Below are 26180 nucleotides of genomic sequence, written 5' to 3'. Positions count from 1 at the left end.
CTCGCCGGGGATGCGCCGTCCCCTCAGACCGAGCGGTGGTACTGCTCCGGGATCCGTACTTCGCCGCCCAGCTCACGGGCCGCGTGCCGGGCCCACGCGGGGTTGCGCAGCAGCTCACGGCCGAGGAGCACCGCATCCGCCTCACCGTTGCAGAGGATCTTCTCGGCCTGCCCGGCGTCGGTGATCAGCCCGACGGCACCGACCGGCATCGGCGTCTCGGCGCGCACCCGCGCGGCGAACGGGACCTGGTAGCCGGGGCCGGTCGGAACGCGGACCCCGGAGGCGTTGCCGCCGGTGGACACGTCGAGGAGGTCGACTCCGTGGTCGTGCAGGTCGGCCGCGAGGCGGACGGTGTCGTCCGGGGTCCAGCCGCCCTCCTCCAGCCACTCGGTGGCCGAGACGCGGAAGAACAGGGGCTTGTCGTCCGGCCAGACCGCGCGCACGGCGTCGACCACCTCCAGGGCGAACCGCGTCCGGTTCTCGTAGGAGCCGCCGTAGGCATCGGTGCGGTGGTTGGAGTGCGGGGAGAGGAACTCGTTGATCAGGTAGCCGTGGGCGCCGTGGATCTCGACGATCTCGAACCCGGCGTCGAGCGCCCGGCGCGCGGCCCGCGCGAACCGCCGCACCACCTCCTGGATCGCCTCGACGCTCAGCTCTGCCGGTACCGGGTGCCCCTGCGTGAAGGCGAGCGGGCTCGGGGCCGCCGGATGCCAGCCGTGCGCCTCGGGGCCGACGGGTGCGCCCCCCTTCCAGGGGCGTTCGGTCGAGGCCTTGCGGCCCGCGTGGGCGAGCTGGATCGCGGGCACCGTGCCGTGAGCGGCGAGGAACCGGGTGATCCGGCGGAACGCCTCCGTCTGGGTGTCGTTCCAGAGGCCGAGGTCGTACGGCGAGATCCGGCCCTCCGGCGTCACCGCGGTGGCCTCCACGACGATCAGGCCCGTTCCGCCGGTCGCCCGCGCGGCGTAGTGCGCGAAGTGCCAGTCGCCGGGGGCGCCGGCCCCGGGGCCGGCAGGCGCGGCCGAGTACTGGCACATCGGGGCCATCCAGACCCGGTTGGGGATGGTCACGCTGCGCAGGGTGCAGGGCTCGAACAGCGCGCTCACGGCGGGCTCCATTCGTCACGGGACCGGTGTCGCCTCATACGATAGGCATCGTAGTACGGGAACTGTCAAACTACGATGCCTTTCGTACGAGCGCCCTCCCCAAGCCCGGGGCGGCCTCGTACGATGGGACCTCCCGGACGAAAGTGGAGCCGCCGTGACGACCGCCCCCGCCGCCCCCAGCAGCCGCGATCTGCCGCACCCGGTGCTCGAGGAGATCCGGCTCGAGGGTGTGCTGCACGCGCTCGCCGATCCCGTGCGACTGCGGATCGTGCGCGAACTCAACGCGGGTGAAGCCGAGTTGACCTGCTCGGAATTCGCCCTGCCGGTCACCAAGTCCACCACCACGCACCACTTCCGGGTGCTGCGCGAGAGTGGGGTGATCCGGCAGACCTACCGGGGCACCGCCAAGATGAACGGACTGCGCCGCGAGGACCTCGACGCACTTTTCCCCGGCCTGCTCGACTGTTTGCTCACCGCGGCCGGCCGCCAGGCGGCACGCCGCGGCGAGGGCTGACCCGGCCGGAACCGGCCGTGGGTGCGGGCGCGTGACCGGACGTCCGCCGCCCCGCGGGAGCGGACCCCGCATCGGTCACGCGCCCGCCCTCCGCGCCGCCGCCAGCAGGGCATCCCAGTCGGGCAGCTTCACCACGCTCCGGCCGAGCGAGGCGCCCAGCTCCGCCTCCGCCCGCTCGATCGCCCGCCAGCCGGTCCACTCGACCGGTTCGATCCCCGCCGCGCGCAGCGCCGCGAGCGGATCCGCGGCGACGTCCCGGCGTTCGAGCCCTGCCGCGTCCTCGAGCAGGGACGTCACCGTCTCCTTGGCGCACGGCCGGTTCGTGCCGATGACGCCCGTGGGGCCCCGCTTGATCCAGCCCGCCACGTACTCGCCCGGTGACACGACGCCCCCGCGCACTACGCGTCCGGCGCTGTTCGGCACCGTGCCGGTCGTGTCGTCGAACGGCAGTCCCTCGAGCGGCACCCCGCGGTAGCCCACCGAGCGCAGCACGAGTTGCGCCTCGATGTCCTCGTGGCGGCCGGTGCCCGTCACGCCGCCGTGGCCGTCCGGCACCGTCCGCTCGAAGCGCACGGCACACACCCGGCCGTCCCGCGCCAGGAGTTCCACCGGGCGGAGGAAGAAGCGCAGCCGGATCCGGCGCCGGGTGCGCGGTCCGGCGGCCCCGGCCCAGCCGCGCAGTACCTCCACGTTGCGGCGCTGCGCCGCCGGGAGCGCGGACGGATCCGCGTACCCGGGGTCCAGCAGCAGTTCCTCGGGGTCCACGCAGACCGCGGTGTCCGGCAGCGTCCCCAGTTCGCGCAGTTCCTTGGTGGTGAAGCGGGCCTGGGACGGGCCGCGCCGGCCCACCATGTGGATGTCCGTCACCCGGCTCGCCGCCAGCGCGGTCAGCGCGCCGTGCGGCATGTCGGTCGGGTTCAGTTCCGCCACCGCGCGGGCCAGCATTCGTGTGACGTCGACGGCGACGTTCCCCACGCCGATCACCACGGCCGACCGGGCGCCGCGCAGGAAACCCTCCTCCGCGGCGTCGGGATGCGCGCTGTACCAGGACACGAACTCCGTCGCCGACCAACTGCCCGGAAGGTCCTCACCCGGAATGCCCAGCCGCCGGTCGGTGGCCGCGCCCACGCAGTACACCACCGCGTGGTACAGCTGCCGCAACCGCGCCACCGGCACGCCGCCGGGCCCGGCCGGAACCCCGCCGAGGAAGCGCACCCGCTCGTGCTCGAGGACGGTGCGCAGGTTGTTCTGAAGCGACTTGATCTTCTCGTGGTCCGGTGCCACGCCGTACCGGACCAGCCCGTACGGACACGGCAGCCGGTCCAGGACGTCGACGCGCACCTGGGGGTCCTGCTGGACGAGGCTCTGGGCGGTGTAGCACCCGCTCGGCCCGGATCCTACGACGGCGACACGGAGCACGGCCGGACTCCTCACCCCGGGGCAACACCAGGAGATCGCTGATGCCTCCAGCATGGCACCGTCGGCGCTCGTCTGACAGGGTGCCGTGCGCCGGTTGGGGTGCGTGTTCACCCGATTCGAAAGTGATCAAGAGATTACGTTGCGTGCGTGCCCGGTGAGGTCTTTCTTCGTCTTTCCGATCGTTCTCCGGTGGAAGGTGTGGTGTCCCTGTGGCCCGCGTGGGAGGTGCGGGTGGGGGAGCGCGCCACGCGGTGGTTCCACGTGCGGCTGGCCTTCCCCGACGGGGCGCGCGTCGAGGCGCTCGCCCTGGTGGCCGAGGGCCGGGTCTGCGTGGAGGACGTACGGGCGCGCCCGGCCCTCCCCGTGACCGACCTGGCGCTGTTCGCCGAACGGATCGCGGGGCCGCTGGGCCGCGCGGGCGGGGCCGGTGACGGGCCGGTGCACGCGGCACCGGAGGACGGCCCCGGCGGTGGGCGTGAGGGCGTGCGCGCGAGGGCCCGCCGGGGCGGTCGCGCAGGGCAGCGTGCACCGGAGCGACACCGGCTCGCGGCGCGGGAGTACCGCGCGGCACAGCAGGCGGGCGCCGATCCCGTGCTCGCCGTGATGGGCGCGACCGGGCACAGCCGGCGCGCCGCGCTCAGGCTGATCGGCCGGGCGCGCGACGCGGGCCTGCTGACCCCGCGCCACGCCCGGCGCTGAACGGAGCCGTCCCGGGCCGACCGGCGCGTCGGCCCGCGGTGCGCCGGGCCGGGATGCCACGGGCCGCCGCACGCCGACCGCACGGCGGCCCGTGGCTCACAGCAGGTCGCGCATCCGCGTGATCTCGCTCGTCTGCTGGGCGACGACGTCGTCGGCCATCTCCTCGATCCGGATGTTGTTCCCCTGCCCCTTGACGTCCGCGGCCATGGTGATCGCCCCCTGATGATGGGTGATCATCAGGGTCAGGAAGAGCTGGTCGAAGGCTTTCCCGTCGGCCGCGCGCAAGGTGGTCAACTGGGCCGTCGTGACCATCCCGGGCATCGTCGCGTGGCTGTGCCCGTGCGCCTGGGCGTCGTCCCGCCCGCCCTTGCCGTGGGTCTTCAGCCAGCCCTTCATCGCCTCGATCTCCGGCCGCTGCGCCGCGGCGATCCGCTCGGCCAGCTTGACGACCGCCGACGACTCGGCGCGCTCCGGGACGAGCCGGGTCATCTCCAGCGCCTGGGCGTGGTGCTCGATCATCATCCGCGCGTAGGAGACGTCCGCGGAGTTGGGGGAGTCGTCCTCCGCGCGCCGCTGTGCGGCCTCCTCGGCCGACAGGGTCCGGTTCGCCTCCCCGGGCTCGCCCGGAGCGATGACCGAAGGCCCGGCCGCGGCAGCCGACTTGGCGTCGTCCGAGCCGGAGTCGCAGCCCACGAGCCCGAGTAGGGCCAGGGCGGTCAGCCCGGCCGCGGCGACGGACACGCGTGACACACGGCGATTGTGCACAAGGACCTCCTGTGGCAGGCAGGTTGCGGGACACCTCGTGAGTGTCGACGACCGTCCTAGCACGCTTCCGCGTGGCGCTGATCGGAAAACTTCATTGCGACCGTGTTGCCCCCTGTTGGTATGTGCATGCTCAAGACGATACTGCCGGTGCGAAACCCGTTCCTAGTTGAACGGAACCAGGGAGGAAAAACAGTGATCCTGTTGAACGTTCCCCGAACCCGGCGCAGACGTCTCGGAGTTGCCGCGGCGGCAGGTGGCCTGCTCGCGACGCTCCTCACGGCCGCCCCCGCCGCGGCGATCCCCGACCCCGGGGACGCACCGGCCACTTCGAAGGAGGTCTCGCGAACCGACCAGGCCGAGGCACGCGCGGCCATCGAGAGCGGCGAGATTCCCGCCCAGGACCAGGTCGTCCACTCCGACAACATCCGGCACGTCGCCAACGTCCCCAAGGACCTGCTGCCCGGCACCAATTCCGACCTGGCCTTCCAGGGCGGATACGCCTTCGCGGGCAACTACGACGGCTTCCGCATCTTCGACATCAGCGACCCGGCGTCCCCCGAGACCGTCGCCCAGGTGCTGTGTCCCGGCTCGCAGAACGACATCTCCGTCTCCGGTGACCTGCTGTTCCTGTCCACCGACTCCTCGCGCAGCGACAGCAGTTGCAACAGCACCACCCAGCCGGCGACCGAGAAGTCCTCGTGGGAGGGCATGAAGGTCTTCGACATCAGCGACAAGAGGAACCCCCGTTACGTCGCCGCCGTCGAGACCGCCTGCGGCTCGCACACCCACACCCTCGTGCCCGAGCGCAGGAACGTCTACATCTACGTCTCCTCGTACTCCCCGAACGCCGCCTACCCCGACTGCCAGCCGCCGCACGACGGCATCTCCGTCATCAAGGTGCCGCGCAAGGCCCCCGAGAAGGCGGCGGTCGTCGGCTTCCCCGTGCTGTTCCCCGGTGAGGGCCCGGACGGCGGCGGCAACCCCGGCGCGCCCACCAACCCGGGCGTCTCCAAGACGACCGGCTGCCACGACATCACCGTGCTGCCCTCGAAGGACCTGGCCGCCGGCGCCTGCATGGGCGACGGCATCCTCTTCTCCATCGAGGACCCGGAGCGGCCCCGGGTGATCGACCGGGTCCAGGACAACCTCAACTTCGCCTTCTGGCACTCCGCGACGTTCAACCAGAAGGCCGGCAAGGTCGTGTTCACCGACGAGCTGGGCGGTGGCGGCGGCGCCACCTGCAACGCCGCCGTGGGCCCGAACCGCGGGGCGGACGGCATCTACGACATCACCGGCAAGGGAGACAAGCGCAAGCTGGTCTTCCGCAGCTACTTCAAGATCCCGCGCCACCAGGCGGACACCGAGAACTGCGTGGCCCACAACGGCTCGCTCATCCCGGTCAAGGGCAAGGACCTGATGGTCCAGGCCTGGTACCAGGGCGGTGTCTCCGTGTGGGACTTCACCGACTCCTCCGAGCCCAAGGAGATCGCCTACTTCGAGCGCGGTCCGCTGACCACCGACCGGATCGTCACCGGCGGTTCCTGGTCGGCGTACTACTACAACGGCTACATCTACTCGAACGACATCGCCAAGGGCCTCGACGTCCTGAAGATCGACGACCGGCGCACGGATCCGGCCCGCCGGGTCCAGCTGAACGAGCTGAACGTGCAGACGCAGCCGGACTACTTCGACTGAGCTCCGGGCTCCGGCCCGGTCGCGAAGAACCGCGCCAGATCCGTACGATCCGGCTCGCACGTCCCGCCGGGCGCCTCGGCGTCCGGCGGGACACCCATCTCCCAGTCGAGCCGGTAGCGCCGGAACAACTCCGCGCGCAGCACCGGGACGGGCATCGGCGCGCCCGGGACCAGCGCCGCGTACACCGCGCCCATGAGCAGGGCGCGCAGCATCGGGTAGTCGCTGTCGACGTCGCACGAGCCGTGCCGCGCGACGGTGTCCCGCAGCAGCTCGGCCAGACGCCGCTGCTCCGGGCACGGCACGAATCCCTCGGCCTGGAGCAGCCCGGCCATGTGCTGGCGCATCAGCACCGGGCGTACCCGCGCCAGGCCCAGGATCGCGTCGATCGCGCGGGCCATCCGCTCCTGGCCGTCGTCGGTGCGCGGCTCGCGCTCCAGCGCCTCCTCCAGGGTGCGGTGCATCAGCCGGTGCACCGCGGACTGGAGGAGCTGGCGTTTCCCGGGGAAGTAGTACGACACCAGGCCCCGCGCGGACCCCGCCCGGTCGGCGATGTCGCCGAGGGTGGTCGCGTCGTATCCGCGCTCGCTCACCAGTTCGACGGCTGCCTGCAGGAGCCGCTCCTTCGAACGCCTCCGCAACTCTTCATTGACCGAGGCGCTTCGCGGGGACATGCTGGACTCCTGAGTTGACTGGCTGCCAGCCAACTATACTCAGCGCGTCCGGCACGCCCTCTTTGGGGCCCGTCCGGGCTGCCGTCCGCCTCGGGCGACGCGGGGGATCGTCCGAGGTGGACGGCCTGGTCGGGCGTATGGTTGCCCCGGGCGCTTTCCCGGTGTTCAGGGATGCCGACGCCGGTGGGCCCACACCGCCACCGTCACCACCAGCGTTCCGAGCAGCCAGCCCCCGACGACGTCGGTGGGCCAGTGGACGCCCAGCCACACCCGGGTCAGGCCGACGCCGATCACGGAGACCACGGCCAGGGTCAGGACGGTGTGCCACAGCACGCGGCCCACACCGCGCCGGTGCAGCAGCCACAGCAGGAGCCCGAGGACCACCGTGGCCGTCATGGCGTGGCCCGAGGGGAAGGCCGCGTAGTGCGCGGAGTCGACCGGGTCGGGCCAGACCGGGCGGGCCCGGCCCACCGCGGCCTTCAGGCCCTGCTGCAACGCGGTTGCCGCGGCACACGTCACCACCAGCCACCACGCCGTCCACCGGGCGGCGTACCGCAGTGCGAGCAGCAGTGCGACGGCGCCGCACAGCAGACGCATCGTCCACGGGTCCCACACCCAGTCGGTCAGGATCCGGCAGACCTGGGTCAGACCGGGTTCGGCGACCGCCCAGCGGTGCGTGGTGCGGGAGATGTCGCCGTCGGCCTCGGTGAGCGGGCGCCACTCGACGGCGACCAGGGCCAGCAGCAGCACCGAGAACGGCGCCAGCACTCCGACGAAGCGGGCGGCCGGGCGGTGGTGCGGTGGGCGCGGCGGTCGCGGCGGGGAGTCGACGTGGGGGGTGTGCATCAAGTGATCCTTGCCGACCGGCGGGGCAGGGGGCCAATCCGGTCTCCGTGCCGGAGTGTCCTTGGTCCGTCCCCGGGTGGTTCCGGGGCACCGCTATCCCAGTGCCCGCAATCCCGGAACGAACGCCACCAGTACGGGGATCACCGGGACCAGCGAGGCGGCGGCCGTCAGCCGCAGCCGGCGCCCCGCCGAGAGCCGGTCCGGAGGCGTCAGGAGCCTGCGCACCCGGGCCGGTACCTGGGCCTGCGGGGTCGGGCAGGGGCCGAACACGGCGCGGTCCTCGTTGAGTTCCACCAGTGCGAGGGCCGTGGTGAGGCGGCCGCAGCGGCGGGACGCCACGTCGTCGGCGGCCAGTTCGACCAGGCGGTGCATCTCGTCGCGGAACGCCGCGAACACCGGCACCTGGGGAAACCCGCCGGCCAGGGCGGAGGAGCAGTGCAGCAACCAGTCGTGGCGAGCCCGGGCGTGCCCACGCTCGTGCGCGAGGACGGCGTCCAGCTGCCGGCCCTTCAGCCGACGCAACGCGGCCGTCGTGACGACCAGTTGGGGCGGGATGCCGGGCAGCCACCAGGCACCGGGCTGCTCGCCCTCCAGGACCACCAGTCGGTCCGACCGCGCCTCCTCACCGGGCAGCAGCGGCGCCCGCACCAGCAGCTCGGCCCGGCGCGCCCGACGCCGCGCACGGGCCCGCACGACCTCCCTGACCAGCATCGCGGCGCTCCACAGCCCACCGCAGGCCAGCGCCACCGCGGTGGCCGCAGCCCAGTGCCCGGCCGTGCCCAGGGCGTACGCCTCGACGACCGCGCGCGGCGCCGTGGCGAACACGTGCCCGCCCACCGCCCGCCAGGCCGCCGCCGCGCTGAACGTCATCGACAGGGCGCAGCACAGCAGCACGGCCGCGATCATGCACTGCCACATCCAGAGGGCCACCACCGGTTCCCGGTCCGGCCAGTCCGCCCGGGCGAGCAGCCGGGGGCCCACGACGGCGATCAGCACGCCGAGCAGCAGCAGGGCCACGGGGAGCATCATGCATGCAGCTTATGAGCGTGGCGCCGCTCAGCGGTACGGCCCACGGGGGCGAAGTGACGCAATCGACGGTGGCCCCGGGGCGTGGCGCGAGCGGGCGGCGGAGCGCCCGGACCTCCTCGGCAGGCGACCGGGCCGGCCCGGTCGCTCCCTCCGCCGTCGCCTCCCGGGTTTCACAGCGTCAGCAGCATCGCCACCATGGCGATGCCCATGGACAGCCGGCACGCCCGCACCAGCTCGGGCCGGTCGCCCCATCCGAGGTGCGTGCCGGGCCCGGACCCGGCGACCCCGGCCGCGGCGGTCACGGGCACCAGCCGGACGCCCGCGGCCAGCACGTACCCGGCGAAGTAGAGCAGCAGCGCCCCGGTCAGCGGGGGCAGGCCCGAGACGTCGTGGCCGTGTCCGGAGGAGCCCGCCATGGCCAGGGCCATGTAGACCATGGCCCCGGCTCCCACCAGGTGGTGCAGATGATGCGCGCCCGCGCGGGCCGCCCACAGTGCGTGCAGCCCGGCCGTGCCGAAGACCGCCGCGTAGACGGCCCATGCCCACACCGGTGGGGTGAACGCCGCCGCCGGGACGGCCATGACGGCCATGCCGAAAGCCATGAGGGCCTCGCCGCCCGCGGCGCGGCGCTGTTCCTCGACACTGCTGCGCATGCGCAGCAGACAGTAGGCGCCGGTCACCGCGCAGAGCGCGACGAGCAGCCAGCCGGACGACGCCGGTCCGTGCACACGCACCTCCCGATCGGTCGGCTCGACGGTCGGTCGACGGTCGGTCAAGGAATGCCCGGGCACGGCCGCGTGCACGCGAGCGCAAGGGTGTACGGGGGGAGCGTCCGGGGGAGCACGACGGGCCGGAGTGCTCAGCGGGCGCGCGGCATTCACCGGCGGGCGCGCGGGCGACCGGATCGAAGGGGCACGCGCCGCCGTCGACCGCGCCCGCCGACGCGCCGCGCGCCTCCTGGCCGAGCCAGGCCCACAGACGCCCGTCCAGTCCCCGCCGCGGCCTCGCCGCCGCGCTCGCGGGGCCTGCGTGCCACCGCCGGTGCCGCGGTCGGTGCAGGGCGGCAGCGGGCTGCTCCGGAGGCGGGTCGTCCGCGCCGAGCAGGCCGGACACCGTACGCTCGCCGCGACGGTACGCCACCGGGGAACCGCTCCCCGGACACCGGAAGGAACGCGACCACGCCCACGACCACGGAGGACGCACGGGCATGACCGAAGGACCCTCGGCCCTCGAAGGACCGCCGACTGAAGGACCGCCGGGGGGCGGGGTCCCGCCCGGGGCAGGGCGGGGCGACACCGTCGCCGAGGTGGTCCGGCAGTGGCGGGCCGTCCTCCCCGACCTGGACACTGCTCCCATGGAGGTCATCGGCCGCATCAACCGCTGCGCCGCCCTCCTCCAGCAGGCCGAGGACGCCCCGCTGCGCCGGGCCGGCCTGACCCGGCCCGAGTTCGACCTGCTCGGCGCGCTGCGCCGCACCGGGCACGAGCTGACCCCGAGCGACCTGGCCCGCGAGACCTACTCCTCGGGCGCCGCCGTCACCAAACGCCTCAAGCAACTCACCGAACGCGGCCTGGTCGAGCGCCGCGGCGACGCCCGCGACCGCCGCGTGGCGCACCTGCGGCTCACCGACGACGGACGCGACCTGGTCGACGCGATCGTGCCCGCCCAGCTCGCCTACGAGACCGCCGTGCTGTCCGGCCTGGACGGCCCGGAGCTGGGCGAGCTCGCCGCGCTTCTCGGGGAGCTGCTGGGCCAACTGGAGGGCCGCCTGGGCGCGCTCCGGGCCTGAGGAAGACCCGCTCGGGGCAGGGACCGTTTTCGTGGGCTCAGCCCCGCTCGTCCGCCCGGTACACACCGAACATCGCTCCCTGAGGGTCCCGCAGCACCGCGATGCGCGGCCCTTCCGGCACCGAGGTGGGCTCCATCAGCACGGTGCCCGCCGCGCGGGCCGCCGTGTCCCCGGCGGCGTCCACGTCCTCGACCGCGAAGTACGGCAGCCAGTGCGCCGGCACCTCGTGGGGGAACTTGTCGTCCATGGTGACCATGCCGCCGAAGTCCGTGCCGCCGACGCTCCACCGCGGATAGCGCCGCGAGGGGTCGACGCTCCAGCCGAACACCGACGCGTAGAAGTCGGCGGCCCGCTCCGGAGCGCGGGTCAGCAGCTCCACCCACCCCAGCGACCCGGGTGCGTTGAACAGCTCCGCGCCGCGGAAGCTCCCCGCCTGCCACAGCTGGAAGACCGCACCGGTCGGATCGGCGGCCACGGCGAAGCGTCCCAGGTCGAACACGTCCGTCGGTCCGAGCAGCACCGTTCCGCCCGCGGCAGTCACCTTCCCGACGGCGGTGTCGGCGTCGGTCGCCGCGAACGACACGTTCCAGGCGACCGGCTGGGACTCCTGGTAGAGCGGCGTGAGCGCGGCGACGGCGGCGTCCCCGAGGTGGGCGACCGTGTAACCGCCCGCCTCCTCGCGCGGATCCGTCTCGGGACGCCAGCCGAACAGCCGGGTGTAGAACCGTTTCGCCGCCTCCGGATCGCTGGTCCCCAGCTCCGTCCAGCAAGGTCCGCCGTCGACCGGTGCGGTCAGCCTCATGACGCTCCTCCCACGGGAAAGCCCCGGATGCGCCCCCTCCAGCACGCTAGGCCAGGCATCAGGGGTCGGCCATCCGGAGCGAAATCCGGTGGTGCGGTGCACGGGCCGGGCCGTACTCTCGGGTCCGTACCGCACCGTGTGGCGGCCTCCAGCTTCCTTCAGCCTGCCCGGAGGTCCTCCATGTCCGCACTCGAGGTGCGTTCCTTCCGCCGTGCCGACCGCGATCAGCTGACCGACCTGGTCAACGCGCACGTGGCGGCCGTCGTGCCCGGCGTCTCCGTCTCGGTGAACACCGTCCTCAGCGATCTCGAGCGCCGGCCCGGCGAGTTCGTCGTCGACCCCTGGGTGGCCGAGCGGGCCACACTCGTCGCCGAGCTGCGCGGACACGTCGTCGCCGGTGCACACCTGCTGCGCTACCGGTCCGGAGACGAGGTCGGCGCGTCCTACCGGAACGCCGGCGAGATCAGCTGGTTCGTCTTCCGTCCGCCGGCGTCGTTCCGGCCGGACGCCCGCGAGGCGGCCGACCTGCTGATGCGGGCCTGCCTGACGGTGCTCACCCGCTGGGACGTCCGCGTGCGCTACGCCGACGGTGCGCTGCCCGCTCCGGCCGTCCACGGGCTGCCCCGCACCTGGCCGCACGTCCGGGCGCTGTACGAGGGGGCCGGCTTCCGCCACGTCGGGGACACGGAGGTGGTCCTCCTGGCCAGGCCCGCCGACCTGGCGCGGCACGCGCTGCCCGAGGGAGTCACCGTGGAGCGCACCGTGGGGGAGTGCGGCACGCGCTTCACGGCGCACACAGCCGGGCGCGCCCTCGGCTTCATCGAGGTCGACACCACCCTGGCGCGCCCGGAACGCCACACGCGCGGGGCGGGTCTCGCGGACATCGGCAACCTGCACGTCGAGACCGCGGCACACGGCACGGGCCTGGAGCTCCGGCTCCTCGCCCACGCTGCCGACTGGCTCCTCCTGTGCGGGGTCGACCGCCTCCTGGCCTACGAGTCCGACACCGACCGCACCCGGCTCGACCAGCTCGCCGCGGCAGGCTTCCACGAGCTGACCCGCACGGACCGGGGCTGGCAGCACCTGCCGGGCTGATCGGCCCCGCGCGGCCGGGCTGATTCGCCCCGCGCGGCCGGGCCGATCGGTCCGTGCGGCCGATCGCCGCCGAGCCGGCGCTCAGATCCCCGGCCGGTACCGCAGCGGGTGGTCCGCCGGAATCTGCACCAGGACGATCGGGGTGCCGTCCGGGTCGTTCAGCCACATCTCGATCAGACCCCAGGGCTCCCGTACGGGAGGCCGGACGATCTCGACGCCCTTGGCCCGCAGTTCCGCCTCGGCCGCGCTCACGTCCTCGACCTGGAGCCACAGGCGGGCCGACGGGGGCGGGGCGGTTTCCGCGCGGCCGGAGAGTTCGAGGAAGCCGCCGCCCAGGAAATAGACCGTGCCGCGCTCCGGACCGGTGCCGAACTCGCGGTGCACGGCGAGGCCCAGTTGCCCGCCGTAGAAGGCCCGGGAACGCTCGGGGTCGGTGGGGCGGAGCAGGATGCGGCTGCCGAGTACGTGCACCATGCGGCCGAGACTAGGGCCTGCCGTCCGGACCGGCCGGTGCCCCGCCGCCCTCCGCCCCGGTCCGGCCGACGGGCCCTTCGTCGACCGGGTTAGTCTCGTCACCCGGCGAGCCGCGCCGGAAGGCGGCGAACACGTACCGACTCCGAAGGAAGCGCCCCATGGAATCCGTCACCGATCTGGCACTGACCTTCCGCGACGCCACCGACGGCGACGTGGACGAACTCGTGGCGCTGATCGAGTCGGCGTACCGGGGGGAGTCCAGCCGGGCGGGGTGGACCACGGAGGCGGACATCCTCGAGGGGCAGCGGACCGACCCGGAGGGTGTGCTGGAGGTCGTCAGGTCGCCGGACAGCCGACTGCTGACGGTGGAGCGCGAGGGCCGGATCGTCGCCTGCTTCCAGCTCGAACACCGCGGCGAGTACGCCTACTTCGGGATGTTCGCGGTCAGCCCGGCGCTCCAGGGAGCGGGCCTCGGCAAGACGATCATCGCGGAGGCGGAGCGGCGGGCCCGCGAGGCCTGGGGCGTGCGCGAGATGCACATGACCGTGATCTCCGTGCGCGAGGACCTGATCGCCTGGTACGAGCGGCGGGGCTACCGCCGTACGGGAAGGCGGACCCCCTTCCCCTACGGCGACGAACGCTTCGGCATCCCGCGCCGGGCCGACCTGGAGTTCGAGCTGCTGGTCAAGGAACTGAGCTGACCGTCACGCGGTGAAGCGGCCGGTGCGCTTGATCTCCGGCCGGTCGGTGGTGGCGCCGTCCAGCTCCAGCGCCCGGACCAGCCGCAGGTGCTTCTGTGTGTTCACCACCCAGCCGAAGATCCTCAACTCCGCGCGGCGTGCCCGTTCCACGATCTCCAGCGTGAGCCGGCGGATGTCCAGGCACACGGTGGCCGCCCCGGCCGCGACCGCCCGGTCCACCACGTCCGTTCCGTAGCGGCTCGCGACCAGCGCGGTGCGCACCCCGGGCACCAGCCGCGCGATCTCGGTGACCGCCTCGTCGTGGAACGACGAGACCTCGACCCGGTCGGCCAGGTGGCGCGCGTTCATCACCTCGGCCAGCGCCCGGGCCGCGTGGATGTCCTTGATCTCGGCCTGCAACGGAGCCCGGACGGCGTCCAGCACCTCCTCGAACACCGGGATCCGTTCACCGAGCCCGGCGTCCAGGGCACGCAGCTCGGCGAGCGTCATGTCGGCGATCGTGCCCGAGCCGTCGGTCGTGCGGTCCACATCGGCGTCGTGCATGACGACGAGTGCGCCGTCCTTGCTCAGGTGCAGATCGAGTTCGATGACGTCGAGACCGGCCTCCTCGGCGGCGACGAAGGACCTGAGGGTGTTCTCGGGCTCCACACCCATGACTCCGCGGTGACCGATGGTGAGGAAGTTCAAGAGTCCACTCGCTTCCGTCGACGGCGGCCGGGGCCGCGTCCCTGCGGCCCTCCTGGAACGTATCGCCTGTGCCCACACCGTGCAGCGGTCGAACCCGGTTGTGAAGCGCCCGCGCTCACGCAGGTGTCCCGCAGGAAAAAGTGCGGTGAAGGCAGGGGTGGGGCAGGATAATTTATTGAGGCTCCCCTTGCTGGGAGAAACGACGTATGTATACGGTCTCCATACGAGAGGTTCTCCGGTGGAGGATGGGACATGACGGAAATTCTTGTGCAGGCGGGTACCAAGGAAGGTGCTCCTTCGGAGGGCAGGGTGATCGAGCACCCGGCGTGGCCCGTGCTCAAGGATGCCGTGGAGCACATCAGGCCCTGGCAGTCCAAGGACGGTTCGATCGACCTCGGCGCCCAGGGTGCTCCTGCCCGCGCCGACGCCGAGCACGCCGTACAGCAGGTGATCGAGTCGGTCGAGCGACTCTCCCCGCTGCTGCCGCACGACCGCGCCTACCACGAGGCCCTCATCAAGGACCTGCGCCGCTGGGCCGAGGGGGGCTTCGAGGTGCCCGACTTCCTGGACTCGCTGCTGGCCTTCCAGCCGGCCGCGGACCGCCGGGACGGCCTCCAGCACCTGGTCGTCTTCCCGATGTACACGCAGAACGGCAACCCCGACCGCAACCTCGAGGCCGTCGTACTGCGCATGGTCTGGCCCGACTGGCTGGCCGAGCTGGAGCGCACCCGCTACGACAACCCGCTGTTCTGCGGCATCACCTTCGAGGACTTCACCGCCGGGTACGACACCAACTCCGCGGTCCTCTTCCCGGAGACCATCGCCGTGCGCGAGGCCCCCGAGCGCTTCACCTGGGGCGGCATCTTCTGCGACCGCGAGGCCGCCCGCTTCCGCCGGGTCACCGCCGCCGCCGTCGACATCCTGGGCCTGGAACTGCCCGAGGACGTCGCAGCGATGGTGCACGACCAGAAGCGCTGCGAAGCGGCGTTCGTGCTCTGGGACATGGTCCACGACCGCACCCACAGCCACGGCGACCTGCCGTTCGACCCGTTCATGATCAAGCAGCGCCAGCCGTTCTGGATGTACGGCCTGGAGGAGCTGCGCTGCGACCTCACCGCCTTCAAGGAGGCGGTCAGGCTCGCGGGTGACGGTGTCCCGCAGGCGCGTGACGTACAGGTCGCGGTGCTCTTCGACCGCATGTTCCGCTTCCCGGTCACCGGCGAGCGGGTCCGCAACTACGACGGCCTCGGCGGCCAGCTCCTCTTCGCCTACCTGCACAAGCACGACGTCGTCCGCTGGACCGACAACAAGCTCACCATCGACTGGGAGCGCGCCCCGCAGGTCACCAACCAGCTGTGCGCAGAGATCGAGAAGCTCTACCGGGACGGCATCGACCGTCCCAAGCTCGTCCACTGGTTCGCCGGCTACGAGCTCGTCTCCACCTATTTGTCCCCGCACCCCGGCTCCAAGTGGGCCAAGGGCCCCGAGGCCCTCGACCTGACGCAGCCGCCGCGCAAGCTCGTCGATGACGTGCTTCCCGACGAGTTTCCGCTGAGCATGTTCTATGAGGCACTGTCCAAGAAGCTGAAGAACGTGATCGCCTCCACCCGGGGGATCACGGCGGACGGCGCCGAGCGGATCGCCGCGTGAGCGATCTCGTTCGCAACACTGCTCAGGAGGCGAAGAAAATGGGGAACGGGGCGCTCGACGGCGCGGTCATCGCGGTGGCCGGCGCGGGAGGACCCGCCGGACGCGCGGCACTGCTGAGGCTGGCCGAGGCGGGGGCGACCGTCGTCGGCTCCGACAACGACCCGGAGCGACTGGCGGAGGCCGTCGACGCGGCGCGCTACGCACACGGCGGCGCCACCGTCGTCGGTGACACGGTCGACCTGCTGGACCTGAACTCCACCCGTGAGTGGGCCGCGCGGATTGAGAAGGAGTTCGGCCGCGTCGACGGCCTGGTCCACCTGGTGGGCGGCTGGCGCGGCAGCGAGACCTTTACCAAGACCAACCTCGACGACTGGGACCTGCTGGAACTGCTGCTGGTGCGCACCGTGCAGCACACCTCCCTGGCCTTCCACGAGGCGCTCCAGCGCAGCGACCGCGGCCGCTACGTCCTGATCAGTGCGGCCGGTGCGACCAGGCCCACGGCGGGCAACGCCGCCTACTCCGCCGCCAAGGCCGCAGCCGAGGCGTGGACGCTGGCCATGGCCGACTACTTCCGCAAGACCGGGGGTGAGCAGGGGCCGACGTCGGCGGCTGCGATCCTGGTGGTGAAGGCGTTGGTGCACGACGCGATGCGCGCCGAGCGGCCCAACGCGAAGTTCGCGGGCTTCACGGACGTCAAGGACCTGGCCGACGCCATCGCCGGAGTCTGGGAGAAGCCCGCCGCGGAAGTGAACGGAAACCGTCTGTGGCTGACCGAGAAGCCGTGAACCCACCGAGGACCGACGCGCGTCGTCATCACGACCCGGACGTCCGCGGTTTCGCCAGCGACAACTACGCCGGGGCCCACCCGGAGGTGCTCGCCGCGCTGGCCCTGGCCAACGACGGGCACCAGGTCGCGTACGGCGAGGACGCGTACACCGAGAACCTCCAGCAGGTGATCCGCAGCCACTTCGGCCCGACGGCGGAGGCGTTCCCGGTGTTCAACGGCACCGGGGCCAACGTCGTCGCGCTCCAGGCGGTCACCGACCGCTGGGGTGCGGTGATCTGCGCCGAGAGCGCGCACATCAACGTGGACGAGGGCGGGGCGCCGGAGCGGGTCGCCGGCATCAAACTACTGACGGTGCCCACGCCCGACGGCAAGCTCACCCCGGAGCTGATCGACCGGCAGGCGTACGGCTGGGACGACGAACACCGGGCGATGCCGCAGGTGGTCTCCCTGGCCCAGGCCACCGAGCTGGGCACGGTGTATACCCCGGAGGAGATCCGGGCCATCTGCGAGCACGCCCACGCGCACGGAATGAAGGTGCACGTCGACGGCTCCCGGCTCGCGAACGCCGCCGCCACACTGAACGTGCCGATGCGCGCGTTCACCAACGCGGTGGGTGTCGACCTGCTCTCGCTCGGCGGCACCAAGAACGGCGCCCTGTTCGGCGAGGCGGTCGTCGTGCTCAACCAGGACGCCGTGCGCCACATGAAGCACCTGCGCAAGCTGTCGATGCAACTCGCGTCCAAGATGCGCTTCGTATCGGTGCAGCTGGAGGCTCTGCTGGCCCGGGACCTGTGGCTGCGCAACGCGCGGCACGCCAACGAGATGGCCCAGCGCCTGGCCGAGGGCGTGCGCGCAGTGCACGGCGTGGAGATCCTCCACCCGGTGCAGGCCAACGCGGTGTTCGCCCGGCTGCCGCACGACGTGAGCGAGCGTCTCCAGAAGCGGTTCCGCTTCTACTTCTGGGACGAGGCGGCGGGCGACGTCCGCTGGATGTGCGCCTTCGACACGACCGAGGAGGACGTGGACACGTTCGTGGCGGCGCTCAAGGAGGAGATGGCCCGCTAGCAGCACATGCATAGGTATGCGACCGGCCGAAAGTTCATTGACTCGCGACCGGTCGCATTCCTATGCTCTGACGGCATGCAGCTGATCCAGGAAAACCCTGACCTTTCCGCCTACTTGGCCGCCGATGACGTGATCGACCATCATCATCCGCTGGTTCGGGCGACGGCGGCGCGGCTCGCCGCGCAGGTCGCGGACTCGTATGAGTATGCGCGAGTGGCCTTCGAGTTCGTGCGGGACGCCATTGCGCACTCGCAGGACGTGGGTGACGACCGGGTCACCTGGCGCGCCTCCGACGTCCTGGAGCAGCGCACCGGCGTCTGCTACGCCAAGGCCCACGCGCTGGCCGCGCTGCTGCGGGCCGAGGACATCCCCACCGCGCTGTGCTACCAGCGCTTCGAGGTGCTGCACGGGCTCGTCGCCGTACGGTTCAACGGTGCCTGGCATCGGCAGGACCCCCGTGGCAACAAGCCCGGAGTGGATGCCCGCTTCAGCCTGGACGGCGAGCGGCTGGCCTTCGCACCCGATCCGGCGTCCAGTGAACTGGACTACCCGGTCCTGTATGCTGCACCACACCCGGTCGTCCTGAAGGCCCTGCGGACCGCCGCCGACCGGCCGCACCTGTGGCGCACACTTCCCACCACGCTCTGACGGACGCCGAACCATGACGCTCACGCCGACCGTGTACGACGAGCTGCGCACCCTCGCACCCGGCTTCACCATGTCGCCGTCGAGGCGCACGGACGGGGGAACGGGCCCAGCCTGGAGACAAGTTCGGCCCTGCTCGACGAGGCGGCCCGTCGGCTCGCCGCCCGCCTGGACGGAAGGGCCCCGCACGAGGACCCGCACCTGGCGGCCCGGCGCGAGCTCTGCACGGCGTTCGGTGGCGTTCGGCTCGAAGCCCTCGCGTACCCGCAACTCGGCGGAGGCGCCGGCCGGTGAGCGCTCGGTGCGGCGGGACTCCCGCGGATCAGCCTGCTCGTCGACCTCTGCAACGCTGTCGGCGTCGCCCGTCCGATCCCGGTCGGCGGTGAGGACGCCGACCGGATCCGCGGCGCGGTGCGGCTGCTGAGGGCCACCGGCGAGGAGGAGTTCGTGACCGTCGCCGGCGGCGAGGAGACCGGCGAGCACCCGGACCCGGGCGAGGCGGTGTGGCGCGACGACACGGGGGGTGACCTGCCGCCGGTGGAACGGGCGTCGGGATCCGCGCACCCGCCTCACCGAGGCGACGACCTCCGGCCTCTTCCTCCTGGAGACCCTCGACCCGTTGACGGAGTCGCGGCCGGCGAACTCGCCGGACTGCTCGAGAAGTTCAGCCCCGGCGCCCGGATCACCAGCCGCCCGGCCGCACGAGCCGTCCCGGACGGCGACACAGCCGCCCCGGCGGGCGCGAGCGGTTCCCGGCCTCGCCCGCGGGCCTCAGCGGGTCTCGGTCTCGCGGACCTGCTCGGGGGTCGGAGCCGTGCCGCCGAGGTGCGCGGGCATCCACCACGTGTCGTCCGGGCCCTTGGGGCGCACCGGGTAGGCGCGCTGCGCGGCCTCCAGCAGTTCCTGCACCCGCTCGCGCAGCTGCCGGGTGATCGCGCCCGCGTACTTGTCCTTGGACGCCTCGATCGCCTCGCCCACGCGGATGGTGACGGGGATGTGGCTGCGCTTGAAGTTGCTGGCGTGGCCCTTGGTCCACAGCCGCTGCGTGCCCCACACCGCCATCGGGATCAGCGGTACGCCGGCCTCCTGCGCCAGGCGCGCGGCACCCGACTTGAAGCTCTTCAGCGTGAAGGACTGCGAGATCGTCGCCTCCGGGAAGACCCCCACGATCTCCCCGGACCGCAGCGACTGCAGGGCGTGGGTGTACGCCGCCTCGCCCTGGGTGCGGTCCACGGGGATGTGCTTCATCCCGCGCATCAGCGGACCGGAGATCCGGTGCCGGAAGACGGATTCCTTGGCCATGAAGCGCACGAGCCGCTTCTGCGGCAGTGCGGCCAGGCCGTTGAAGACGAAGTCCAGGTAGCTGATGTGGTTGCTCACCAGCACGGCGCCGCCCGAGCGCGGGATGTAATCCGAACCCCGGCAGTCGATCTTGAGGTCCCACACCTTGAACAGGGTGCGGGCGAAACCGATCACAGGAGGGTAGACGAGTTCTGCCATGGGCGGGGTGGAAACCCTTCCTTCTCTGCCTGGGAAGGGGGAACTCCCAGTCGAAGTTACGCAGCCGTAGGTTTTACGGCTTGCGCTGATGGTGCCCCAAGAACGGCCGGTGAACCAGCCCCAGTGCCCTGGTGCGGCGAGATTCTCGTCACGTCGTCCCCTGATCCACCTCGGGCTTTTGCGGCACCGTTACCTCGCCCGACCGTCGACCCGCCTCCGTGACGGTCGCCGGGCGGGAATCTTCGCGCCCCCGACGACGCTGACCACGGCAGGAACAGCCCAGGGCGGGCGGCGCGGGAGGAGAGTGCGGGTGCACGGGCGGGAAGACGGCGGGCGGCTCCGGGCCGCAGACCTCGGCGCGGAGCTCGGCGTGCGGGCCACGCTGGTGCAGTTCTCCAGCGCCTTCTGTGCCCCCTGCCGGGCGACCCGGCGGGTGCTGGCCGAGGTCGCCGGCATGGTCCCCGGTGTGGCCCATGTCGAGATCGACGCCGAGGCGAACCTCGGTCTCGTGCGCCGGCTGGAGATCCTGGGCACCCCGACGGTGCTGGTCCTCGACGCCGGCGGCCGTGTCGTACGCCGGGCGAGCGGTCAGCCGCGCAAGGCGGACGTGATCGCCGCGCTCGGACGGGCCGTGTGACGGGCCGAGGGAGAACGGTGCGGCGCGGCACGGAGCCCGTGGTGAGTCATCTCCCACATCCCGGGACCGGCTTGACTGTGCATGCCATCTATCGTCAGTCTGACGGCATGTCTTCGGAACTCCTTCGTCCCCCGCGGGTACCCGGCCGCCCGGCGTTCTCCGTCCGCGCCGCGCGCGAGCGCCGGCCCGGCCGGTGAGCGGCCGCGCGTCCCCGTCCGCGCTCGGGCCCGCCCGAGCGGGCACCCCGCCCCACCTTTCGCAGAAGGACAGTTCCATGACGGCCCCGTCCGACCTCGGCACCGCCCGGCTCGCCTCGCCCGACCTGCTGCGCTCCGTGTTCCGCAGGCACGCCGCGGGTGTGGCAGTGATCACCGCGCGCGGGGAATCAGGGCCGGTCGGTTTCACCGCCACCTCCCTCACCTCCGTTTCCGCCGACCCCCCGATGCTCTCCTTCGGGATCGGCACCGGCGGCTCCACCTGGCCCGCGATAGCCGCGAACGGCCACGTCGGCGTCCACGTGCTCGGTGAACACCAGCAGGACGTCGCGGCCACCTTCGCCCGCAGCGGAGCGGACCGCTTCGGCGGGGCCACCGCCTGGCGTGAGGGTCCCGAGGGCATCCCCGTGCTCGACGGGGTACTGGCCTGGATGGTGTGCAAGGTGGTGGCCCGGGTTCCCGCCGGCGACCACCGGCTCGTCCTCGCCGAGGTGCTGCTCGGCGACCCCAGCGGCCAGGGCCGCCCGCTCCTCTACCACCAGGGCCGCTTCAACGGTCTGCGGGATTGAGCACACGCCCTCCTGCTGCGGGCATGTCGAGTTCCGGTTACGCTGCGTTGCGAAGGTCACAGTTCAAAGCGCTTGCTTAGCGGGAACGAACTGGGTGTACTGACGAGTAACGTCTTGTGCGGGGCGTGGGTCGCCCCGATCGGGACAGGCCGCTTGAGGCGCCTATGCTGCCTGCAGGCAGGCAGCCAGAAATGACGATGCAGTAGGAGAGCCGGCGTGAGCTTGAGGATCGTTGTCACTGTGAAGTACGTGCCCGACGCCACTGGCGACCGGCACTTCGCCGATGACCTGACCGTCGACCGTGACGACGTGGACGGTCTGCTCTCCGAGCTGGACGAGTACGCGGTCGAGCAGGCGCTGCAGATCGCGGAGAACTCCGACGACGACGTAGAGGTCACCGTCCTCACGGTGGGCCCGGAGGACGCCAAGGACGCGCTGCGCAAGGCGCTGTCCATGGGTGCCGACAAGGGCATCCACGTCGAGGACGACGACCTGCACGGCACCGACGCCATCGGCACCTCCCTGGTGCTGGCCAAGGCGGTCGAGAAGGCCGGCTACGACCTGGTGATCTCCGGCATGGCGTCCACCGACGGCACCATGGGCGTCGTCCCGGCCCTGCTCGCCGAGCGCCTCGGCGTCCCGCAGGTGACCCTGCTCTCCGAGGTCTCCGTCGAGGACGGCACGGTCAAGGGCCGCCGCGACGGCGACGCCGCCTCCGAGCAGCTCGAGGCGTCGCTGCCGGCCGTCGTGTCGGTCACCGACCAGTCGGGCGAGGCGCGCTACCCCTCCTTCAAGGGCATCATGGCGGCCAAGAAGAAGCCGGTGGAGTCCTGGGACCTGTCCGACCTCGACATCGAGGCGGAGGAGGTCGGCCTGGAGGGCGCCTACACCACGGTCGACGCCGCGGCCGAGCGTCCGGCCCGCACCGCCGGCACGATCGTCAAGGACGAGGGCGAGGGCGGCAAGCAGCTCGCCGAGTTCCTCGCGAGCCAGAAGTTCATCTGAGCCCGAGGCTCAACTCGCTTCCCGCCCCTCTAACTTCGCAAGCAGGAGAGAAGAAGTCCCATGGCTGAAGTTCTCGTCTACGTCGACCACGTGGACGGCGCCGTCCGCAAGCCCACGCTGGAGCTGCTGACGCTCGCCCGCCGCATCGGTGAGCCGGTCGCCGTCGCGCTGGGCAACGGCGCCGCCGACACCGCCGCCGCGCTGGCCGAGCACGGCGCGGTGAAGGTCCTGACCCACGAGGCCGCCGAGTACGCCGAGTACCTGGTCGTGCCGAAGGTGGACGCCCTCCAGGCCGCGGTCGAGGCCGTCTCCCCGGCCGCCGTGCTGGTGCCGTCCTCCGCCGAGGGCAAGGAGATCGCCGCGCGTCTGGCGCTGCGCATCGGCTCCGGCATCATCACCGACGCCGTCGACCTGGAGGCCGGCGACGAGGGCCCGGTGGCCACGCAGTCGGTGTTCGCCGCCTCGTACACCACCAAGTCGCGTGTCTCCAGGGGCACCCCGGTCATCACGGTGAAGCCCAACAGCGCCGCCGTGGAGGCCGCCCCGGCCGCCGGCGCGGTCGAGGCCCTGTCCGTGACCTTCTCCGCCCAGGCGACCGGCACCAAGGTCACCGGCCGTACGCCGCGTGAGTCGACCGGCCGTCCGGAGCTGACCGAGGCAGCGATCGTGGTCTCCGGTGGCCGCGGCGTGAACGGCGCGGAGAACTTCGCGATCATCGAGGCACTCGCCGACCAGCTCGGCGCTGCCGTCGGTGCCTCGCGCGCCGCCGTCGACGCCGGCTGGTACCCGCACACCAACCAGGTCGGCCAGACCGGCAAGTCGGTCTCGCCGCAGCTGTACATCGCCTCCGGCATCTCCGGCGCGATCCAGCACCGGGCCGGTATGCAGACCTCGAAGACCATCGTGGCCATCAACAAGGACGCCGAGGCCCCGATCTTCGACCTGGTCGACTACGGCGTCGTCGGCGACCTGTTCGACGTCGTCCCGCAGCTGACCGAGGAGATCAAGACCCGCAAGGGCTGATTGTCCCCCCAGGGCGCACCGGGCCCCCGCGACCGCCGAGGTCGCGGGGGCCCCGCTGTGTTCCGGTGCTGTACTGGGAATGCGGACGGTCCCAGACGCCCGGCGCCGTGTTGACCAGGGGGAAGACGGCCCGATAACTTCAGTCTACGGATTGTTGATTCCGTATAGCGGAAGACTGGGAGGCTGTGGGATGGGTCAGGGCCAGCAGGAGCGGGTGGCGACGAGTCTCGCCGGCGCCGTCCGCGAGGAGATCGCCGCCTTTCTCACCCCCGTCGACGCCGAACTGGAGCGCCGCTATCCCGGGGACCCCGGCACCCGTCAGCCCGTCCACACCGTGTACGTCCCCGGTGACGCTTTCGCCGCCGACACCCTGCGCTCCTGGGGCGACCGGGCGCTCGCCGCGCTCGACGAGCACGCCCCGGACGCCGCCTCGTTCGCCACCGTGCTCGGGCTCGGCGAGGACCTGGCCGAGGACGTGTACCGCCGCGTCCGCGCCAAGCTGGAGCGCGAGCCGGTCGAGGATCTGCGCGTCGACTTCGAGGACGGCTACGGCACCCGCCCCGACGCCGAGGAGGACGAGACCGCCGCCCGCGCCGCCCGCCTCGTCGCCCGGTCGTACGCCGAGGGCACCGCGGCCCCGTACATGGGCATCCGGACGAAGTGCATGGAAGCGGCCGTGCGCGACCGCGGCATCCGCACCCTCGACATCTTCCTCACCGGGCTCCTGGAGGCCGGTGGCCTGCCCGACGGACTCGTGCTCACGCTGCCCAAGGTCACCTACGCCGAGCAGGTCACCGCCATGGCGCGGCTCCTGGAGGCCTTCGAGAAGGCGCGCGGCCTCGAGCCCGGCCGGATCGGCTTCGAGATCCAGATCGAGACCAGCCAGTCCATCCTCGCCGCCGACGGCACCGCCACCGTCGCCCGCATGATCCAGGCCGCCGAAGGCCGGGCCACCGGGCTGCACTACGGCACCTTCGACTACAGCGCCTGTCTTGGTGTCTCCGCCGCCCACCAGGCGAGTGACCACCCGGCCGCCGACCACGCCAAGGCCGTGATGCAGGTCGCCGCCGCGGGCACCGGCGTCCGGGTCTGCGACGGCTCCACCAACGTGCTGCCCGTCGGCCCCACCGAGAAGGTCCACGACGCCTGGCGCCTGCACTACCGCCTCACCCGCCGCGCCCTGGCCCGTGCCTATTACCAGGGCTGGGACATGCACCCCGGCCACCTGCCCACCCGCTACGCGGCGGTCTTCGCCTTCTACCGGGAGGGCTTCGAGCAGGCCGCGGCCCGCCTCGCCCGCTACGTCAGCCGGACCGGCGGCGACGTCATGGACGAGCCCGCCACCGCCAAGGCCCTCGGCGGCTACCTGCTGCGCGGCCTGGACTGCGGCGCCCTGGACGTCGCCGAGGTGGCCCGGCACACCGGTCTGACCCGCGCCGACCTGGAACGCTTCGCGGCGCCGCGGCGGAGCGACCTGACGGCGTCGGCCTGACCGGCCCGCCCCGGCGGGCCGACGGCGCGACCGGCCTCCCCGGCTCCCGCGGGTGCTCCGCCCGCCCGGACGCCGCTGCCGCGGCGACGACACCGGGCGGGCGCCCCACACCGTCCCCAGGTCACCACCGGCCCCCCGGGACTGTACGCGGCGACGCCACGGCTCGTGCGGCGCCGCTCCTCAGTCCGCAGGCGGCAGCTCGCCCGAGCCGCGGGTGATCAGCCTGGTCGGCAGTTCGATCCGCTCGGGGACGGGCAGGGTGCCGTCCAGCTGGCGGAACAGCCGCTCCGCGGCGGTCCGGCCGAGGGCGGCGGCGTCCTGGGCGACGACCGTGACACCCGGCTGGAGCAGGTCGGCCAGCTCGATGTCGTCGAAACCCACGAGGGCGACCCGGCGGGACCGCTCGGCCAGCACGCGGATCACGGTGACCGTCACCCGGTTGTTTCCGGTGAAGATCGCGGTGACGGGCTCCGGCCCGGAGAGCATCTCCTCGGCCGCCCGGCGCACCCGCTCGGGGACGGTGACGCCGAGGGACATCCAGGAGTCCGCCACCGGTATGCCCGCGTCCTCCATGGCGGCCCGGTAGCCGCGCAGCCGCTCGGCCGCCGTGTGGATGCGAGGCATGTCGCCGATGAATCCGATCCGGCTGTGTCCGTGCGCGATGAGGTGGGCCACGCCGTCGCGGGCGCCGCCGAAGTTGTCCGACAGGACCACGTCCGCGTCGATCCGTCCGGCCGGCCGGTCCACGAAGACGGTGGCGACGCCCGCCTTCAGCTCCGGCTCGAGATACCGGTGGTCGTCGCCCGCGGGGATCACCACCAGGCCGTCCACCCGGCGGGCACACAGCGCCAGCACCAGTTCCTGCTCGCGCTCCGGGTCCTCCGCGCTGGAGCCGTTGATCAGCAGGGCGCCGTGCGCACGGGCCACCTCCTCCACCGCCCTGCAGAGCGGGCCGTAGAACGGGTCCGCGAGGTCCTCCAGGACCAGGCCGATGCTCGCGGTGCGGCCCTTGCGCAACACCCGCGCACTGTCGTTGCGGCGGAAGCCCAAGGCGTCGATGGCTTCCTGGACCCGTCGTTCGGTCTCGGGGGTGACCCCGGGCTCGCCGTTGACCACCCGCGACACCGTCTTGAGCCCGACACCGGCGCGGGCGGCCACGTCCTTCATCGTCGGACGGTTGCCGTAACGGGTCCCTGAGAGGTGGTTGGCGCGGCGGGTCGTCTCCGGCACGGTGCGGTGTCCTGTCCTGTCGTCCACGGGGATGCGTGAGTCCATGGGGTTGTATGAGGATGTGGCGTCGAGC

At 72.3% G+C, this 26180-nt stretch carries 27 protein-coding genes and 1 pseudogene; 16 read left to right on the top strand and 12 right to left on the bottom strand.

Going from position 1 to position 26180, the window contains the following annotated elements:
• Positions 1-23 precede the first annotated feature (23 nt).
• Positions 24-1103 carry an NADH:flavin oxidoreductase/NADH oxidase gene (locus ACFYOV_RS22725; RefSeq protein WP_389090130.1) on the bottom strand — a complete coding sequence of 360 codons (1080 nt, stop codon included), beginning with the start codon at positions 1101-1103 and terminating at the stop codon, positions 24-26.
• A 154-nt stretch (positions 1104-1257) separates the two neighbouring features.
• Between ACFYOV_RS22725 and ACFYOV_RS22720 the strand changes: the two genes are divergently transcribed.
• Positions 1258-1617 (top strand): ArsR/SmtB family transcription factor, encoded by a 360-nt coding sequence (locus ACFYOV_RS22720; RefSeq protein ID WP_389090128.1) that lies wholly within the window; start codon positions 1258-1260, stop codon positions 1615-1617.
• A 75-nt stretch (positions 1618-1692) separates the two neighbouring features.
• Here the strand turns inward: ACFYOV_RS22720 and ACFYOV_RS22715 are convergent, their stop codons facing one another.
• Positions 1693-3036, bottom strand: coding sequence for an FAD-dependent oxidoreductase (locus ACFYOV_RS22715; RefSeq protein ID WP_389090126.1), 1344 nt, complete (start codon positions 3034-3036; stop codon positions 1693-1695).
• Between the two features lie 201 nt (positions 3037-3237).
• Between ACFYOV_RS22715 and ACFYOV_RS22710 the strand changes: the two genes are divergently transcribed.
• On the top strand, positions 3238-3735 hold the full coding sequence (locus ACFYOV_RS22710) for a DUF6214 family protein (RefSeq protein ID WP_389090400.1): 498 nt from the start codon (positions 3238-3240) through the stop codon (positions 3733-3735).
• A gap of 96 nt (positions 3736-3831) precedes the next feature.
• On the opposite strand, the gene ACFYOV_RS22705 is transcribed toward ACFYOV_RS22710, so the two are convergent.
• The gene (locus ACFYOV_RS22705; protein ID WP_389090124.1) at positions 3832-4500 is read right to left on the bottom strand and encodes a DUF305 domain-containing protein; all 669 of its coding nucleotides are present in this window, start codon (positions 4498-4500) and stop codon (positions 3832-3834) included.
• 192 nt (positions 4501-4692) lie between these two features.
• Here ACFYOV_RS22705 and ACFYOV_RS22700 point away from each other — a divergent pair, with 192 nt between their 5' ends.
• The gene (locus ACFYOV_RS22700) at positions 4693-6195 is read left to right on the top strand and encodes an LVIVD repeat-containing protein (protein ID WP_389090123.1); all 1503 of its coding nucleotides are present in this window, start codon (positions 4693-4695) and stop codon (positions 6193-6195) included.
• Here the strand turns inward: ACFYOV_RS22700 and ACFYOV_RS22695 are convergent.
• From ACFYOV_RS22695 to ACFYOV_RS22680, 4 genes are all read right to left on the bottom strand, one after another.
• On the bottom strand, positions 6183-6866 hold the full coding sequence (locus ACFYOV_RS22695) for a TetR/AcrR family transcriptional regulator (RefSeq protein ID WP_389090122.1): 684 nt from the start codon (positions 6864-6866) through the stop codon (positions 6183-6185). The genes ACFYOV_RS22700 and ACFYOV_RS22695 overlap by 13 nt on opposite strands.
• A 165-nt stretch (positions 6867-7031) precedes the next feature.
• A complete protein-coding gene (locus ACFYOV_RS22690; RefSeq protein WP_389090120.1) occupies positions 7032-7712 on the bottom strand; it encodes a phosphatase PAP2 family protein in 681 nt (226 codons plus the stop codon).
• 93 nt (positions 7713-7805) lie between these two features.
• Entirely contained in the window at positions 7806-8741 is a 936-nt protein-coding gene (locus ACFYOV_RS22685; RefSeq protein ID WP_389090119.1) for a M56 family metallopeptidase, read from the bottom strand.
• Positions 8742-8911: 170 nt separating this feature from the next.
• Entirely contained in the window at positions 8912-9469 is a 558-nt protein-coding gene (locus ACFYOV_RS22680; protein WP_389090117.1) for a DUF5134 domain-containing protein, read from the bottom strand.
• A gap of 479 nt (positions 9470-9948) precedes the next feature.
• Between ACFYOV_RS22680 and ACFYOV_RS22675 the strand changes: the two genes are divergently transcribed.
• Positions 9949-10530, top strand: coding sequence for a MarR family winged helix-turn-helix transcriptional regulator (locus ACFYOV_RS22675; protein ID WP_389090116.1), 582 nt, complete (start codon positions 9949-9951; stop codon positions 10528-10530).
• Between the two features lie 37 nt (positions 10531-10567).
• Here the strand turns inward: ACFYOV_RS22675 and ACFYOV_RS22670 are convergent, their stop codons facing one another.
• Positions 10568-11332 (bottom strand): VOC family protein, encoded by a 765-nt coding sequence (locus ACFYOV_RS22670; protein WP_389090115.1) that lies wholly within the window; start codon positions 11330-11332, stop codon positions 10568-10570.
• A gap of 180 nt (positions 11333-11512) precedes the next feature.
• On the opposite strand from ACFYOV_RS22670, the gene ACFYOV_RS22665 reads away from it, so the two are divergent.
• Positions 11513-12427 carry a GNAT family N-acetyltransferase gene (locus ACFYOV_RS22665; RefSeq protein ID WP_389090114.1) on the top strand — a complete coding sequence of 305 codons (915 nt, stop codon included), beginning with the start codon at positions 11513-11515 and terminating at the stop codon, positions 12425-12427.
• An 81-nt stretch (positions 12428-12508) separates the two neighbouring features.
• Here ACFYOV_RS22665 and ACFYOV_RS22660 read toward each other — a convergent pair whose 3' ends face one another.
• Positions 12509-12901: a VOC family protein gene (locus ACFYOV_RS22660; protein WP_389090112.1), complete on the bottom strand. Its 393-nt coding sequence runs from the start codon at positions 12899-12901 to the stop codon at positions 12509-12511.
• Positions 12902-13059: 158 nt separating this feature from the next.
• On the opposite strand from ACFYOV_RS22660, the gene ACFYOV_RS22655 reads away from it, so the two are divergent.
• The gene (locus ACFYOV_RS22655; protein WP_389090111.1) at positions 13060-13602 is read left to right on the top strand and encodes a GNAT family N-acetyltransferase; all 543 of its coding nucleotides are present in this window, start codon (positions 13060-13062) and stop codon (positions 13600-13602) included.
• A 3-nt stretch (positions 13603-13605) separates the two neighbouring features.
• Here the strand turns inward: ACFYOV_RS22655 and ACFYOV_RS22650 are convergent, their stop codons facing one another.
• Complete coding sequence (locus tag ACFYOV_RS22650; RefSeq protein WP_389090109.1) at positions 13606-14289, bottom strand: glycerophosphodiester phosphodiesterase; 684 nt, start codon at positions 14287-14289, stop codon at positions 13606-13608.
• A 252-nt stretch (positions 14290-14541) separates the two neighbouring features.
• Here ACFYOV_RS22650 and ACFYOV_RS22645 point away from each other — a divergent pair, with 252 nt between their 5' ends.
• The 5 genes and pseudogenes from ACFYOV_RS22645 to ACFYOV_RS22625 form a co-directional block, all read left to right on the top strand.
• Positions 14542-15939 (top strand): DUF6421 family protein, encoded by a 1398-nt coding sequence (locus ACFYOV_RS22645; protein WP_389090108.1) that lies wholly within the window; start codon positions 14542-14544, stop codon positions 15937-15939.
• A 38-nt stretch (positions 15940-15977) separates the two neighbouring features.
• Positions 15978-16724 (top strand): SDR family NAD(P)-dependent oxidoreductase, encoded by a 747-nt coding sequence (locus tag ACFYOV_RS22640; RefSeq protein ID WP_389090398.1) that lies wholly within the window; start codon positions 15978-15980, stop codon positions 16722-16724.
• Positions 16721-17791, top strand: a complete 1071-nt coding sequence (locus ACFYOV_RS22635; RefSeq protein ID WP_389090106.1) for a threonine aldolase family protein — start codon at positions 16721-16723, stop codon at positions 17789-17791. The genes ACFYOV_RS22640 and ACFYOV_RS22635 overlap by 4 nt, the downstream gene beginning before the upstream one ends.
• Before the next feature lie 75 nt (positions 17792-17866).
• Positions 17867-18439, top strand: coding sequence for a transglutaminase domain-containing protein (locus ACFYOV_RS22630; protein WP_389090105.1), 573 nt, complete (start codon positions 17867-17869; stop codon positions 18437-18439).
• A gap of 13 nt (positions 18440-18452) precedes the next feature.
• A pseudogene (locus ACFYOV_RS22625) lies at positions 18453-19123 on the top strand (B3/4 domain-containing protein); the annotation flags it as partial.
• Positions 19124-19207: 84 nt separating this feature from the next.
• Here the strand turns inward: ACFYOV_RS22625 and ACFYOV_RS22620 are convergent.
• Complete coding sequence (locus ACFYOV_RS22620) at positions 19208-19936, bottom strand: lysophospholipid acyltransferase family protein (protein ID WP_389090103.1); 729 nt, start codon at positions 19934-19936, stop codon at positions 19208-19210.
• Positions 19937-20174: 238 nt separating this feature from the next.
• Here ACFYOV_RS22620 and ACFYOV_RS22615 point away from each other — a divergent pair, with 238 nt between their 5' ends.
• The 5 genes from ACFYOV_RS22615 (at position 20175) to ACFYOV_RS22595 (ending at position 24877) form a co-directional block, all read left to right on the top strand.
• Positions 20175-20573: a thioredoxin family protein gene (locus tag ACFYOV_RS22615; RefSeq protein ID WP_389090397.1), complete on the top strand. Its 399-nt coding sequence runs from the start codon at positions 20175-20177 to the stop codon at positions 20571-20573.
• A 274-nt stretch (positions 20574-20847) separates the two neighbouring features.
• Complete coding sequence (locus ACFYOV_RS22610) at positions 20848-21357, top strand: flavin reductase family protein (protein WP_389090102.1); 510 nt, start codon at positions 20848-20850, stop codon at positions 21355-21357.
• A gap of 216 nt (positions 21358-21573) precedes the next feature.
• A complete protein-coding gene (locus ACFYOV_RS22605; protein ID WP_389090100.1) occupies positions 21574-22362 on the top strand; it encodes an electron transfer flavoprotein subunit beta/FixA family protein in 789 nt (262 codons plus the stop codon).
• Positions 22363-22422: 60 nt separating this feature from the next.
• Positions 22423-23385 carry an electron transfer flavoprotein subunit alpha/FixB family protein gene (locus ACFYOV_RS22600; protein WP_389090099.1) on the top strand — a complete coding sequence of 321 codons (963 nt, stop codon included), beginning with the start codon at positions 22423-22425 and terminating at the stop codon, positions 23383-23385.
• Between the two features lie 190 nt (positions 23386-23575).
• Positions 23576-24877 (top strand): DUF6986 family protein, encoded by a 1302-nt coding sequence (locus ACFYOV_RS22595; protein WP_389090098.1) that lies wholly within the window; start codon positions 23576-23578, stop codon positions 24875-24877.
• Between the two features lie 180 nt (positions 24878-25057).
• Here the strand turns inward: ACFYOV_RS22595 and ACFYOV_RS22590 are convergent, their stop codons facing one another.
• Entirely contained in the window at positions 25058-26152 is a 1095-nt protein-coding gene (locus tag ACFYOV_RS22590) for a LacI family DNA-binding transcriptional regulator (protein WP_389090096.1), read from the bottom strand.
• Between the last annotated feature and the right edge of the window lie 28 nt (positions 26153-26180).

Source organism: Streptomyces sp. NPDC005931, from assembly GCF_042871235.1.
In the GTDB taxonomy this organism is placed as follows: domain Bacteria; phylum Actinomycetota; class Actinomycetes; order Streptomycetales; family Streptomycetaceae; genus Streptomyces.
The sequence above is the reverse complement of the archived record's forward strand: the minus strand, read 5'-3'. Positions and strand labels throughout refer to the sequence as shown.

Excerpts from the sequence above, each read along its gene's own strand:
- ACFYOV_RS22600 (WP_389090099.1), top strand. The coding sequence starts at position 22,423 with ATGGCTGAAGTTCTCGTCTACGTCGACCACGTGGACGGCGCCGTCCGC.
- ACFYOV_RS22655 (WP_389090111.1), top strand. The coding sequence starts at position 13,060 with ATGGAATCCGTCACCGATCTGGCACTGACCTTCCGCGACGCCACCGAC.
- ACFYOV_RS22620 (WP_389090103.1), bottom strand. The coding sequence starts at position 19,936 with ATGGCAGAACTCGTCTACCCTCCTGTGATCGGTTTCGCCCGCACCCTG.
- ACFYOV_RS22670 (WP_389090115.1), bottom strand. The coding sequence starts at position 11,332 with ATGAGGCTGACCGCACCGGTCGACGGCGGACCTTGCTGGACGGAGCTG.
- ACFYOV_RS22645 (WP_389090108.1), top strand. The coding sequence starts at position 14,542 with ATGACGGAAATTCTTGTGCAGGCGGGTACCAAGGAAGGTGCTCCTTCG.
- ACFYOV_RS22690 (WP_389090120.1), bottom strand. The coding sequence starts at position 7,712 with ATGCACACCCCCCACGTCGACTCCCCGCCGCGACCGCCGCGCCCACCG.
- ACFYOV_RS22660 (WP_389090112.1), bottom strand. The coding sequence starts at position 12,901 with ATGGTGCACGTACTCGGCAGCCGCATCCTGCTCCGCCCCACCGACCCC.
- ACFYOV_RS22695 (WP_389090122.1), bottom strand. The coding sequence starts at position 6,866 with ATGTCCCCGCGAAGCGCCTCGGTCAATGAAGAGTTGCGGAGGCGTTCG.
- ACFYOV_RS22630 (WP_389090105.1), top strand. The coding sequence starts at position 17,867 with ATGCAGCTGATCCAGGAAAACCCTGACCTTTCCGCCTACTTGGCCGCC.
- ACFYOV_RS22590 (WP_389090096.1), bottom strand. The coding sequence starts at position 26,152 with ATGGACTCACGCATCCCCGTGGACGACAGGACAGGACACCGCACCGTG.
- ACFYOV_RS22675 (WP_389090116.1), top strand. The coding sequence starts at position 9,949 with ATGACCGAAGGACCCTCGGCCCTCGAAGGACCGCCGACTGAAGGACCG.
- ACFYOV_RS22610 (WP_389090102.1), top strand. The coding sequence starts at position 20,848 with ATGACGGCCCCGTCCGACCTCGGCACCGCCCGGCTCGCCTCGCCCGAC.
- ACFYOV_RS22685 (WP_389090119.1), bottom strand. The coding sequence starts at position 8,741 with ATGATGCTCCCCGTGGCCCTGCTGCTGCTCGGCGTGCTGATCGCCGTC.
- ACFYOV_RS22595 (WP_389090098.1), top strand. The coding sequence starts at position 23,576 with ATGGGTCAGGGCCAGCAGGAGCGGGTGGCGACGAGTCTCGCCGGCGCC.
- ACFYOV_RS22640 (WP_389090398.1), top strand. The coding sequence starts at position 15,978 with ATGGGGAACGGGGCGCTCGACGGCGCGGTCATCGCGGTGGCCGGCGCG.
- ACFYOV_RS22665 (WP_389090114.1), top strand. The coding sequence starts at position 11,513 with ATGTCCGCACTCGAGGTGCGTTCCTTCCGCCGTGCCGACCGCGATCAG.